At 39.6% G+C, this 13,212-nt stretch carries 12 protein-coding genes and 1 other annotated feature; all 12 genes read right to left on the bottom strand.

The window, feature by feature from the left end:
- Nucleotides 1-47: 47 nt before the first annotated feature.
- Nucleotides 48-3,659 (bottom strand): DNA-directed RNA polymerase subunit beta', encoded by a 3,612-nt coding sequence (gene rpoC / locus ACHZK0_RS00635; protein WP_000567949.1) that lies wholly within the window; start codon nt 3,657-3,659, stop codon nt 48-50.
- Between the two features lie 37 nt (nt 3,660-3,696).
- Nucleotides 3,697-7,230 carry a DNA-directed RNA polymerase subunit beta gene (rpoB, locus tag ACHZK0_RS00630; RefSeq protein WP_262741710.1) on the bottom strand — a complete coding sequence of 1,178 codons (3,534 nt, stop codon included), beginning with the start codon at nt 7,228-7,230 and terminating at the stop codon, nt 3,697-3,699.
- 291 nt (nt 7,231-7,521) lie between these two features.
- Nucleotides 7,522-8,121 (bottom strand): class I SAM-dependent methyltransferase, encoded by a 600-nt coding sequence (locus ACHZK0_RS00625; protein WP_060629207.1) that lies wholly within the window; start codon nt 8,119-8,121, stop codon nt 7,522-7,524.
- Nucleotides 8,122-8,197: 76 nt separating this feature from the next.
- A complete protein-coding gene (rplL, locus tag ACHZK0_RS00620) occupies nt 8,198-8,557 on the bottom strand; it encodes a 50S ribosomal protein L7/L12 (protein WP_000159737.1) in 360 nt (119 codons plus the stop codon).
- Between the two features lie 67 nt (nt 8,558-8,624).
- Nucleotides 8,625-9,125: a 50S ribosomal protein L10 gene (gene rplJ / locus ACHZK0_RS00615; RefSeq protein WP_000048721.1), complete on the bottom strand. Its 501-nt coding sequence runs from the start codon at nt 9,123-9,125 to the stop codon at nt 8,625-8,627.
- 39 nt (nt 9,126-9,164) lie between these two features.
- Nucleotides 9,165-9,308: a sequence feature (ribosomal protein L10 leader region), on the bottom strand.
- Nucleotides 9,309-9,357: 49 nt separating this feature from the next.
- Nucleotides 9,358-10,050, bottom strand: coding sequence for a 50S ribosomal protein L1 (rplA, locus tag ACHZK0_RS00610; RefSeq protein WP_002070162.1), 693 nt, complete (start codon nt 10,048-10,050; stop codon nt 9,358-9,360).
- A gap of 177 nt (nt 10,051-10,227) precedes the next feature.
- On the bottom strand, nt 10,228-10,653 hold the full coding sequence (rplK, locus tag ACHZK0_RS00605) for a 50S ribosomal protein L11 (RefSeq protein ID WP_001085872.1): 426 nt from the start codon (nt 10,651-10,653) through the stop codon (nt 10,228-10,230).
- Between the two features lie 167 nt (nt 10,654-10,820).
- Nucleotides 10,821-11,354, bottom strand: a complete 534-nt coding sequence (gene nusG / locus ACHZK0_RS00600) for a transcription termination/antitermination protein NusG (RefSeq protein ID WP_000415794.1) — start codon at nt 11,352-11,354, stop codon at nt 10,821-10,823.
- A gap of 131 nt (nt 11,355-11,485) precedes the next feature.
- On the bottom strand, nt 11,486-11,665 hold the full coding sequence (gene secE / locus ACHZK0_RS00595; protein WP_001241321.1) for a preprotein translocase subunit SecE: 180 nt from the start codon (nt 11,663-11,665) through the stop codon (nt 11,486-11,488).
- 32 nt (nt 11,666-11,697) lie between these two features.
- Nucleotides 11,698-11,844 (bottom strand): 50S ribosomal protein L33, encoded by a 147-nt coding sequence (gene rpmG, locus ACHZK0_RS00590; protein ID WP_002070160.1) that lies wholly within the window; start codon nt 11,842-11,844, stop codon nt 11,698-11,700.
- A gap of 128 nt (nt 11,845-11,972) precedes the next feature.
- The gene (locus ACHZK0_RS00585) at nt 11,973-12,632 is read right to left on the bottom strand and encodes an RNA polymerase sporulation sigma factor SigH (RefSeq protein ID WP_000387198.1); all 660 of its coding nucleotides are present in this window, start codon (nt 12,630-12,632) and stop codon (nt 11,973-11,975) included.
- Nucleotides 12,633-12,699: 67 nt separating this feature from the next.
- Nucleotides 12,700-13,212, bottom strand: coding sequence for an NYN domain-containing protein (locus ACHZK0_RS00580; protein WP_000997888.1), 513 nt, complete (start codon nt 13,210-13,212; stop codon nt 12,700-12,702).

Below are 13,212 nucleotides of genomic sequence, written 5' to 3'. Positions count from 1 at the left end.
GTCAACTAGGATTAGCTGTTTTTATACAAAATTTACGACGGAAAATTTTACTGTTCCACATAAACTTCATCGTTTTCTACATTCATGTCACCTTGAGTTGTTTTTACAAGGTCCACTTTGCGATAACGATTCATACCTGTTCCAGCAGGAACAAGTTTACCGATAATAACATTTTCTTTCAATCCTAGAAGTTCATCGCGTTTACCCTTAATTGCTGCATCAGTTAAGACACGTGTCGTTTCTTGGAACGATGCTGCAGATAAGAATGAATCAGTTTCAAGTGAAGCTTTTGTAATACCAAGTAGAACAGGTCTAGCTGTTGCTGGTTGTTTACCTTTCAGTAACACCTTCGCATTCGCATCAGTAAACTGATGGATATCTAGTAATGTTCCTGGTAATACATCCGTTTCACCCGCATCACTTACACGAACTTTACGTAACATTTGACGTACCATTACTTCTACGTGTTTGTCGCCAATTTCTACCCCTTGCATACGGTATACTTTTTGAACTTCACGTAATAAGTATTCTTGAACCGCCGTAATGTCCGTTACTTTTAGTAATTCTTTCGGATCAATAGAACCTTCTGTTAACTCTTTACCGTGGCTAATTGGCTGTCCTGGAGTTACTTTCAGACGCGCACCGTAAGGAATAGCATACGTACGAGCTTCAACTTCACCCTGTACAACTACTTCTTGGCGATCTTTAACATCGTTGATCGCTGCGATAACACCATCGATTTCACTGATAACTGCCTGACCTTTCGGATTACGAGCTTCGAAGATCTCTTGGATACGAGGTAAACCTTGAGTGATATCATCTCCGGCAACCCCACCTGTATGGAACGTACGCATCGTTAACTGTGTACCTGGCTCACCGATAGATTGAGCTGCGATAATACCTACCGCTTCTCCTACTTCTACGTCTGTACCAGTTGCTAAGTTACGACCGTAACACTTCTTACATACACCGTGGCGAGTGTTACACGTGAACGCTGAACGAATGTTTACAGTTTCAACACCCGAATTTTCAACGATATGAGCGATATCTTCAGTGATTAGTTGGTTTTCACTAACTAATACTTCACCTGTTTCAGGATGTTTTACAGTTTTTCTTGCAAAACGTCCAACAAGACGATCATATAATGACTCAATTACTTCATTACCCTCTTTAATCGCACCAATTAATAGACCACGATCTGTTCCACAATCATCTTCACGGACAATTACATCTTGTGCAACGTCTACAAGACGACGTGTTAAGTAACCAGAATCGGCAGTTTTAAGTGCTGTATCGGCAAGACCTTTACGCGCACCATGCGTAGAGATGAAGTACTCAAGTACTGTTAAACCTTCACGGAAACTTGATTTAATTGGAAGTTCGATAATACGACCAGATGGATTGGCCATCAGACCACGCATACCAGCAAGCTGAGTAAAGTTCGATGCGTTACCACGGGCACCGGAATCACTCATCATGAAGATTGGATTGCGTTTATTCAAGGATTTCATCAGTTTTCCTTGGATAACATCTTTTGCATTACTCCAAATAGAGATAACGCGATCGTAACGTTCTTCTTCTGTGATCAAACCGCGACGGAATTGTTTAATTACATTATCTACTTTTGCTTGTGCTTCATGGAGAATTTCATCTTTTTCGCCTAATACAAGAATGTCAGATACCCCAACTGTAATACCAGCTTTTGTAGAGTACTTAAATCCTAAGTTTTTCATGCGGTCAAGCATACGAGATGTTTCCGTAATTTGGAAACGTTTGAACACTTCCGCAATGATGTTACCAAGGATCTTCTTGCTAAATGGCGCCACTTCTTCGCGACTAGCAATAATTTCTTTAATGTTCGCACCTTTTTCAACGAAATACTCCGCTGGTGTTTCTTTTTCAAGGTTTGAGTTTGTCGGTTCATTAATATAAGGGAACGACTCTGGTAAGATTTCGTTAAATATTAATTTACCAACTGTTGTTAATAGAAGCTTACCTTTTTGCTCTTCAGTAAATGTTACGTTATTTACTGAACTTGCAGCAACTGCAACACGTGTGTGCAGATGTACATATCCATTTTGATATGCAAGTATTGCTTCGTTTGCATCTTTGAAGACCATACCTTCACCGATTGCGCCTTCACGCTCAAGAGTTAAGTAGTAGTTACCTAATACCATATCCTGAGATGGAGTAACAACTGGTTTTCCGTCTTTTGGATTCAAGATGTTTTGTGCCGCTAACATAAGAATACGAGCTTCTGCTTGTGCCTCTGATGATAACGGAACGTGAACCGCCATTTGGTCACCGTCAAAGTCCGCGTTGTATGCAGTACATACAAGTGGGTGAAGACGAATTGCGCGACCTTCTACTAATGTAGGTTCAAACGCCTGGATACCAAGACGGTGAAGTGTTGGTGCGCGGTTTAGAAGTACTGGATGCTCTTTGATCACAGATTCTAAAACGTCCCAAACTTCAGGTTGTACACGCTCGATTTTACGTTTAGCACTCTTAATGTTGTGTGCTAAACCTTTTCCAACTAACTCTTTCATAACGAAAGGCTTAAACAATTCAAGCGCCATTTCTTTTGGTAATCCACATTGGTACATCTTTAAGTTCGGTCCTACAACGATTACAGAACGGCCAGAGTAGTCAACACGTTTACCTAATAAGTTTTGACGGAAACGTCCTTGTTTACCTTTAAGCATGTGAGATAGTGATTTTAATGGACGGTTACCTGGTCCAGTAACTGGACGGCCACGGCGACCATTATCGATTAATGCGTCTACAGCTTCTTGTAACATACGTTTTTCGTTTTGAACGATAATGCTTGGTGCACCTAAGTCCAATAGACGTTTTAAACGATTGTTACGGTTAATTACACGACGGTATAAGTCGTTTAAGTCAGAAGTAGCAAAACGTCCACCATCCAACTGTACCATTGGGCGTAGTTCTGGCGGGATAACTGGAAGAACATCTAGGATCATCCAAGATGGGTGATTTCCAGAGTTACGGAATGCTTCTAATACTTCTAGACGTTTAATAGCACGAGTACGGCGTTGTCCTTGTGCTGTTTTTAATTCTTCTTTTAAGAAGTCTACTTCTTTATCTAAATCGATGTCTTGTAGTAGCTTTTTAATCGCTTCTGCACCCATAGCAGCTTGGAATGTGCTACCATATCGATCACGATATGCACGGTATTCTTTTTCAGAAAGTAATTGCTTCTTATCAAGTGGTGTATCTCCACTTTCTGTTACAACATAAGAAGCGAAATAAATTACTTCTTCAAGCGCGCGAGGGGACATGTCTAAGACAAGTCCCATGCGGCTCGGGATACCTTTGAAATACCAAATATGAGATACAGGAGCAGCTAATTCGATATGACCCATACGTTCACGACGAACTTTTGCACGCGTTACTTCAACGCCACATCGATCACAAACTACACCTTTATAACGTACACGTTTGTATTTTCCGCAATGACATTCCCAGTCCTTTTGTGGTCCGAAAATACGCTCACAGAACAAGCCATCTTTTTCAGGCTTTAACGTACGATAGTTAATTGTTTCTGGTTTCTTAACTTCACCGTATGACCAAGAACGAATCTTGTCAGGTGAAGCAAGTCCAATCTTCATATATTCAAAGTTATTTACATCTATCAAGGGGCCTACCTCCCTTTTAGTCTACAGGTTATCCCAATTATTCCTTAGTTGTCTCAACTTCGACATTCAATTTATCTGCTGATTGATGATCATCGTCATCTTCTGTATCACGCATTTCAATTTCTTTATCGTCGCTAGACATCATTTTAACGTCCATACCTAAACTTTGCAGCTCTTTAATCAATACTTTGAATGATTCAGGAACGCCTGGTTCTGGAACATTTTCGCCTTTAACAATTGCTTCATACGTCTTAACACGTCCAACAACATCATCAGACTTCACTGTTAAGATTTCTTGAAGAGTATAAGCAGCACCATAAGCTTCAAGTGCCCAAACCTCCATCTCACCGAAACGCTGTCCACCGAACTGAGCTTTACCTCCAAGAGGCTGCTGCGTTACAAGTGAGTATGGTCCAGTAGAACGAGCATGAAGTTTATCGTCAACCATGTGCGCAAGTTTGATCATATACATGACACCAACAGATACGCGGTTATCGAATGGTTCACCAGTACGTCCGTCATACAGGATTGTTTTCGCGTCATTTGCCATACCAGCTTCTTCAATCGTGCCCCAAACATCTTCCTCACGAGCACCATCGAATACTGGTGTTGCAATGTGAATGCCAAGGTATCTTGCTGCCATACCAAGATGAAGCTCTAATACCTGACCGATATTCATACGAGATGGTACCCCTAATGGGTTTAACATGATATCGATTGGCGTACCGTCTGGTAAGTAAGGCATATCTTCTTCTGGTAAAATACGAGAGATAACACCTTTGTTACCGTGACGTCCGGCCATCTTGTCACCTTCAGAAATTTTACGTTTTTGAACGATATATGCACGTACAAGTTGATTCACGCCTGGTGGCAATTCATCGCCATCTTCACGGTTGAATACTTTTACGTCTAAGATAATACCGCCACCACCGTGTGGTACACGTAGTGATGTATCACGTACTTCACGTGCTTTTTCTCCAAAGATAGCATGTAATAGACGTTCTTCAGCTGTCAATTCTGTTACACCTTTAGGTGTTACTTTACCAACAAGTAAATCTCCATCTTTTACTTCCGCACCAACGCGAATGATACCGCGCTCGTCAAGGTTGCGTAATGCATCTTCCCCAACGTTTGGAATGTCACGTGTAATTTCTTCTGGTCCAAGCTTCGTATCACGAGCTTCTGATTCATATTCTTCAATATGAATAGAAGTATACACATCATCTTTTACAAGGCGCTCACTCATAATGATCGCATCCTCGTAGTTATAACCGTCCCAAGTCATAAAGCCAACAAGCACGTTACGTCCAAGTGCTAGTTCACCTAATTCCATAGAAGGACCATCCGCAAGGATTTCACCTTTTACAACTTCATTTCCAACACTTACGATTGGGCGTTGGTTGTAGCAAGTTCCTTGGTTAGAACGAATGAATTTTTGCATTTTGTAGCGATCTAAATCGCCTTTTACTGTTTGACCGTCAACTTCTACATAGCGACGTACCCAAACTTCACGTGCTTCTACGCGTTCAACAACACCAGGGTATTTACAGATTACTGCAGCACCTGAGTCTTTTGCTGATACGTACTCCATACCTGTACCTACAATCGGAGATTCCGGATTCATTAACGGAACCGCCTGACGTTGCATGTTCGCTCCCATAAGTGCGCGGTTAGAGTCATCGTTTTCTAAGAACGGAATACAAGCTGTCGCTGCCGACACTACTTGTTTTGGAGATACATCCATGTAGTCGATGCGTTCTTTATTTGTGACAATGTTTTCACCACGGAAACGAGCTACGATATCTTCACTAAGGAATTCTCCTTCTTCAGATAACTTCATATTCGCTTGGGCTACAACATAATTATCTTCTTCATCTGCAGTTAAGTAATCAACCTGCCCTGTTACAAGACCAGTTTCCGGATCAACACGACGGTATGGTGTTTCAATGAAACCAAACTCATTTACTTTCGCGAACGATGATAATGAGTTAATCAAACCGATGTTTGGTCCCTCTGGTGTTTCAATCGGACACATACGACCATAGTGAGAGTAGTGAACGTCACGCACTTCAAAGCCTGCGCGCTCACGCGTTAAACCACCGGGTCCTAATGCAGATAGTCTTCGTTTGTGAGTTAACTCTGCTAATGGGTTTGTTTGGTCCATGAACTGAGATAACTGAGAACTTCCGAAGAACTCTTTAATAGATGCAATAACAGGACGAATATTAATTAGCGCCTGTGGTGTAATTGCATTTGTATCCTGAATCGACATTCTCTCACGAACAACACGTTCCATACGAGAAAGACCGATACGGAATTGATTTTGTAATAGTTCTCCAACTGAACGCAGACGACGGTTTCCTAAATGGTCGATATCATCTGTATCCCCTACTTTGTATAGTAGGTTGAAGAAGTAACTGATAGAAGCAAGGATATCACCTGGCGTAATGTGTTTTACATCACGAGTAATATTCGCATTACCAATTACATTAATTACGCGTTCGCCTTCTGACTCAGGAGCATAAATCTTAATAGATTGCAGCTCAACATCGCCTTCTACCACTCCACCCATTGGTTTCGCTGTTTTGAATCCAATGTTTTTCTCTAAGTAAGGTAAAATGCGATCAAGTGTACGACGATCTAAGATTGTTCCTTCTGCCGCTAAAATTTCACCAGTTTCTGGATCCACTAATGTTTCAGCTAAGCGTTGGTTAAACAATCTGTTTTTAATGTGTAACTTCTTGTTGATCTTATAGCGACCTACATTTGCTAAATCGTAGCGCTTTGGATCGAAGAAACGAGACACAAGTAAGCTCTTAGCATTTTCTACTGTTGGTGGTTCACCAGGACGTAGACGCTCATAAATTTCAAGCAATGCTTTTTCTGTGCTATCTGTGTTGTCTTTTTCTAATGTGTTGCTTAAGTATTCGTTATCACCTAAAAGCTCGGTGATTTCTTGATCAGAGCCAAACCCTAATGCGCGTAACAAAACAGTTACAGGAAGTTTACGCGTACGGTCAATACGCACATATACAACATCCTTAGCATCTGTCTCATACTCTAACCAAGCTCCGCGGTTTGGAATTACAGTAGCAGTAAAACCACGTTTTCCGTTTTTATCCACTTTGCCACTATAGTATACGCTTGGAGAGCGAACTAACTGGGAAACGATAACACGTTCTGCACCGTTAATTACGAATGTTCCAGTCTCTGTCATGAGTGGGAAATCTCCCATGAACACATCTTGTTCTTTTACTTCACCAGTTTCCTTGTTGATTAGACGCACTTTTACACGAAGTGGTGCTGCATACGTCACATCACGCTCTTTGCATTCGTCTACAGAGTATTTAGGTTCACCTAAGCTGTAGTCGATAAATTCAAGCGATAGATTTCCCGTAAAGTCTTCAATCGGAGAAATGTCTTGGAACATTTCTCGCAAACCCTCATCAAGAAACCACTGATAAGAAGAGGTTTGAATTTCGATAAGATTTGGTAACTCTAATACTTCACTAATACGGGCATAACTTCTTCGTTGGCGGTGGCGTCCGTATTGAACTAGTTGACCTGTCAACTGCTTCACCCCTCAAATCATGAGTATTATAAATGCACAAAAAAATTTGCGCAAAATCACAAATAAATACAACTACTGCTATTAGCGTAGTCTTTTTCTCTTAAAGATAAATACGTTGAGTCTTTCTACCTGCTCAAAAAAGAAAAATGGCTTCTATAAGAAAACCATCATTCTGTTTCATAATCTGCTGATTTTACTATCTTTTCCAAGAGAAACAAAAATATACATCTTTCTCAACGCAGAAAATCATATATTGGCATTGTATAATGTTAACATAGCCAAAAATAACCGTCAACGTTTTTTTGATTTTATGATATAATATCCTTTTTTCTTTTCTACAACTTCGACTTCAGAGAATACTTCCTCTAGTTTCTTCAGTGCAGATGGTGCACCTTGCTTCTTTTGAATAACAATCCACAACTCTCCACCTGGAACTAAATACTCTACAGCCTTCTCTAAAATCTCATGCACGATGTCTTTACCTGCACGAATTGGAGGATTAGATAGAATAGCAGCATACATACCATCTACATTTTCATAGACGCTACTTTGAAAAATGTGTACATTTCCAATTCTATTGTTAGCGGCATTTTCTTTCGCAAGCTCAAGCGCCCTTTCATTCACATCCACCATGTGAACTTTACGGTCTTGAAACTCTTTCGCCAACGATAAACCAATTGGTCCATATCCACAACCTACGTCTAATATATCACCTTTAATATCTGGCACTTGAAACGCTTCAATTAAAAGACGAGAACCAAAGTCCACTTCGTTTTTCGAGAACACCCCACGGTCAGATAAGAAAGTAAATTGAGATCCACGAAGTGCAAATTCCCATCGCTTACGATCACTTTTACTAGAAGGGTCGTTAGAAAAATAATGGTCTGCCATATGGCCACCTCTTTTCTTTACAGTTAAAAAAAAAGCTCGCATGAGAGCGAGCTTTTTTTAAAGCATCAAAAGTTAATTACTTAACTTCTACAGCAGCGCCAACTTCTTCAAGTTTAGCTTTCATTTCTTCAGCTTCCTCTTTAGAAACGCCTTCTTTGATTGCTTTTGGAGTGTTGTCAACTAATTCTTTAGCTTCTTTTAAGCCAAGACCAGTGATTTCACGTACAGCTTTGATAACTTTGATTTTTTGAGCGCCAGCACTTGCAAGTACTACGTCAAATTCAGTTTTTTCAGCAGCAGCTTCACCAGCGCCACCAGCTACAGCTACAGGAGCAGCAGCAGTTACGCCGAATTCTTCCTCGATAGCTTTTACTAAGTCGTTAAGTTCTAATACAGTCATAGATTTAACTGCTTCAATGATTTGTTCTTTAGTCATTGTAAATATCCTCCCTTAAATAGGTTTGTATTGTTTTATAGATAACAAGTAATTATCTTTTAAGAAATTAAGCGCCTTGCTCTTCCTTTTGTTCTGCAACTGCTTTAGTAGCAAGTGCAAGGTTACGGATTGGAGCTTGAAGAACGCTAAGAAGCATAGAAAGTAAGCCTTCACGTGATGGAAGAGTAGCGATAGCTTTAACCTCATCAAGTGTTACAAGTTTACCTTCGATTACACCAGCTTTAATTTCTAAAGCTTCGTGTTTTGTAGCGAAGTCGTTTAATACTTTCGCAGGAGCAACTACATCCTCGTTACTGAACGCGATTGCGTTTGGTCCTGTTAAGAATTCGTTTAACTCAGCCATTTCAGCAGACTCTGCAGCACGACGAGTTAAAGAGTTTTTGTAAACTTTGAACTCAACGCCAGCCTCACGTAAGTTTTTACGTAATTCTGTTACTTCAGAAACTGTTAAACCACGGTAGTCAACAACGATCGTAGATTTACTTTCGCGAAGTTTGTCCGCGATTTCAGTTACAACTTGTTGTTTAGTTTCGATTACTTTGCTCATGTTATTACACCTCCTGTAGATTATATAGAAGATGTACCGAAAGTGCACTAAAAACCTCCATGCCCAACTTGTAGACATGGAGGCATATAGTCACAGAAAAAAATTCCGTTTCGTATATTAACACCTAGGTAGGAAATTAAGTCTATTGACACCTACTGTCTACGGTACACTAATTAAATTCACAACATAAATGATTATATAAAAACTTCTTTATGAAGTCAACTTCCAAAATTTACGCTAATGTAGAAACGTCTACACGTACGCCAGGTCCCATTGTAGAAGCAACTGTTACGTTCTTCATGTAAGTACCTTTTGCAGCAGCTGGCTTAACTTTTTGTAAAGTGTCAGCGATTGTGCTGAAGTTTTCTACTAATTTAGCATCTTCGAAAGATACTTTACCGATTGGAACGTGGATGTTACCAGCTTTATCAACGCGGTATTCAACTTTACCAGCTTTGATTTCGTTAACAGCTTTAGTTACATCGAAAGTAACTGTTCCAGTTTTAGGGTTTGGCATTAAACCTTTAGGTCCTAATACGCGACCAAGTTTACCAACTTCACCCATCATGTCAGGAGTTGCTACTACTACATCGAAATCGAACCAACCTTGTTGGATTTTACCGATGTAATCAGCATCGCCTACGAAGTCAGCTCCAGCAGCTTCAGCTTCTTTAGCTTTTTCGCCTTTAGCGAATACTAATACACGTTGTACTTTACCAGTACCGTGTGGAAGAACAACTGCACCACGGATTTGTTGGTCAGCTTTCTTAGGGTCAACACCTAAACGGAATGCAACTTCTACAGTCGCATCAAATTTAGCTGTGTTTGTTTTCTTTACTAATTCTACTGCTTCTGTTGCAGAGTAAGCAGTTGCACGATCAACAAGCTTTGCAGCTTCTACGTACTTTTTACCTCTTTTAGCCATTTTTATTTCCTCCTCGAATGTGGTTTTAGCGGAATAACCTCCCACGTTTACGCTTATTTTCAGGTATAACCTGAGGATGCGCGCCATCCATTTATTTAAAAACGATAATCATTTACGATAATAAAGGTTGCGAATTGGAATTCCAGACCCGCAACCTTTTTAAAAAAACAAATCGAATTAGTCTTCGATAACGATGCCCATACTGCGTGCAGTACCTTCAACCATACGCATTGCAGCTTCTACGCTAGCAGCGTTTAGGTCAGGCATTTTAGTTTCAGCGATTTCGCGTACTTTATCACGCTTAACAGTTGCCACTTTATTACGGTTTGGTTCACCAGAACCAGACTCAATACCAGCTACTTTCTTAAGAAGAACAGCAGCAGGAGGAGTTTTAGTAATGAAAGTGAATGAACGGTCCTCAAATACCGTAATTTCAACAGGGATGATAAGACCAGCTTGATCAGCTGTACGAGCGTTAAACTCTTTACAGAAGCCCATGATGTTAACACCTGCTTGTCCTAATGCTGGACCAACTGGTGGAGCTGGGTTAGCTTTACCTGCAGGAATTTGAAGCTTTACCATTTTAATTACCTTTTTAGCCACGAGACACACCTCCTTAAGTCCGTGATGTGGTCAATTGGACAGTGATTTGCCCTCCCACGTCATATTTTATCTGTAAGGATAAAATCTTTCAAAAAACGTCTCCGATAACGAAGACGTACTGACTTAAAAGATATTATCACTTTTTACAATTCATTTCAAGTTTCATTTTATAATTTTTCAATTTGATGGAAGTCAAGTTCAACTGGAGTCTCGCGACCGAACATGTCCACAAGCACACTAACCTTTTTCTTCTCCACATCAATTTCTTCAATAGCACCTGTATAATCTGCGAATGGTCCTTCATTTACACGCACTGTTTCATGAAGTTCAAAGTCGAAATCAACCACTTCGTTGTCCATTCCCATATGCTTCATAATGGTAACAACTTCCTCCTCTAATAGAGGTGATGGTTTAGATCCAGAACCAGAAGAACCAACGAACCCAGTTACACCTGGCGTATTACGTACAACATACCAAGAGTCATCAGTCATGATTAATTCTACTAATACATAACCTGGGAACACTTTTCTTTTCATTAATTTTTCTTTACCGTTTTTCATTTCTACTTCTACTTCTTCCGGGACAACAACACGGAAAATTTTATCTTGCATACCCATTGATTCTACACGTTTCTCTAGGTTTGCTTTTACTTTATTTTCATATCCAGAATAAGTATGGACAACATACCAACTTTTTTCCATTCATTTAGGACGAGCGTCCTTCCCTCCCTGACGTACATTTTTTTGCGCAAATGAAAAAACCCGTTCACCGGGCTTTTACACAGTTCTTATAAATAACATTATATCATGGATAAGTGCTTCTTATTCAAGAATTAACCAAGAATTAACCGAATTAAAGAAGAAATGCCCATATCAACTACTGCGAAGAAAATCGCAAAGAAGACAACTGTAGCGATAACAGTCGCTGTTGAACGGAGTAATTCATCTTTTTTAGGCCAACTTACTTTTTTCATTTCGCGACCTACATCGCCGAAAAAGTTCGTTAAACGCATCTACGGGACCTCCAGTGTATTATTTCAATTATTTATTTTGTTTCCTTGTGAACTGTATGCTGATTGCATGTTTTACAAAACTTCTTTATTTCAAGTCGCTCTACTGAGCTCGTATCTTTCATCGTAGAGTAGTTTCGATTTTTACACTCTTCACATGAGAGTACAACTTTTTTCCTCATTAGTTACACCAACCTTGTAACATTATGTCCCTAAAAATGTATCATACAACAAAAGACAATGTCAATGACATGCCTTTTGTACTCTCTACAAAAAGAAAACAGGTGATTTTTTACACCTGTAGTATTTGTTATGAATTTAAAGTGGTACTCTCTCTCATTTCCATATATCGTTCCAATTTCCGCTTTACCCTCTGTAAAGCGTTATCAATAGATTTCACATGTCTATTTAACTGTTCCGAAATCTCTTGATAAGAACGACCATCTAAATATAAAGAAAGAACTTTTCTTTCTAAATCGCTTAATAATTCAGATATTTTAGATTCTATGTCTGTATATTCTTCCTGACTTATAATCATTTCTTCAGGATCCGTTACCTTCGCTTCCGAAATAACATCTAATAATGTCCGATCAGATTCCTCATCATAAATCGGCTTATCTAAAGACACATATGAATTTAACGGAATATGCTTTTGCCTTGTTGCTGTTTTAATAGCGGTAATAATTTGTCGAGTGATACATAGTTCAGCAAATGCTTTGAATGAAGACAGCTTGTCCTCTTTATAATCACGAATCGCTTTAAACAATCCAATCATACCTTCTTGAACAATATCTTCTCGATCGGCACCCACTAAGAAATAAGATCTTGATTTCGCGCGAACAAAGTTCTTATATTTGTGAATCAAATATTCTAGAGCGTCAGTATTACCTTTTCGAACTAACTCAACGATTGCCTCATCCTCTAAATCACGAAATGTAACGTCGCCTACACTTACGAAGCCTGCTTCCACCTTGATCCCTCCGACCGCTATTTATTTAGCAATATTATACAGTAAAAAGATAAAGAGCGTCAATGCTTCAACGCTCTCCTCTTCTTAATTTTTCTAATTTTTCTGTAATATCTTTACTAAATATCTTTCGCATGGCGGGTTGCTTTTCTTTTGTGTCTTGCGTACGCCTTCTTACTTGTTGCTCCATCGCTTGTACTTCCAACTCTAATTCACGTGCAGATTTCCGAAGAGCACCTTGCGCAAATATAACCCATTGTTCCGTATAATCAGAAGTCGCAACATATATTTGCGTATTTATATTTCTAAGCTCAATTGCTAGTTGCTCTATCTTTTCATCTGCAGTTTGATTCTTTCTCGTGAATATGACTTCCACACGCGATTGTTTCATCTTTTTTTCAATGCCTTGTACTGTATAAGCATCAAAGACTATCATTACCTTTGTACCAGTGTATCCTTGGTAATCCGCCATCTTATCAATCAGTGCATCCCTTGATGATTGCAAATCTACATCCCGTAGTTTCTTCAAGTCTCCCCAAGCTCCGATAATGTTGTAACCGTCAACGATTAAAATATCGTTCAT

The organism is Bacillus sp. 3G2, assembly GCF_044324725.1.
Taxonomy (GTDB): Bacteria; Bacillota; Bacilli; order Bacillales; family Bacillaceae_G; genus Bacillus_A; species Bacillus_A mobilis.
The sequence above is the reverse complement of the archived record's forward strand: the minus strand, read 5'-3'. Positions and strand labels throughout refer to the sequence as shown.

Bases quoted from the DNA above. Each gene is read 5' to 3' on its own strand.
- rplL (WP_000159737.1), bottom strand. From the start codon at position 8,557: ATGACTAAAGAACAAATCATTGAAGCAGTTAAATCTATGACTGTATTA.
- rplA (WP_002070162.1), bottom strand. From the start codon at position 10,050: ATGGCTAAAAGAGGTAAAAAGTACGTAGAAGCTGCAAAGCTTGTTGAT.
- ACHZK0_RS00625 (WP_060629207.1), bottom strand. From the start codon at position 8,121: ATGGCAGACCATTATTTTTCTAACGACCCTTCTAGTAAAAGTGATCGT.
- rplJ (WP_000048721.1), bottom strand. From the start codon at position 9,125: ATGAGCAAAGTAATCGAAACTAAACAACAAGTTGTAACTGAAATCGCG.
- ACHZK0_RS00580 (WP_000997888.1), bottom strand. From the start codon at position 13,212: ATGAACGATATTTTAATCGTTGACGGTTACAACATTATCGGAGCTTGG.
- nusG (WP_000415794.1), bottom strand. From the start codon at position 11,354: ATGGAAAAAAGTTGGTATGTTGTCCATACTTATTCTGGATATGAAAAT.
- rpmG (WP_002070160.1), bottom strand. From the start codon at position 11,844: ATGAGGAAAAAAGTTGTACTCTCATGTGAAGAGTGTAAAAATCGAAAC.
- secE (WP_001241321.1), bottom strand. From the start codon at position 11,665: ATGCGTTTAACGAACTTTTTCGGCGATGTAGGTCGCGAAATGAAAAAA.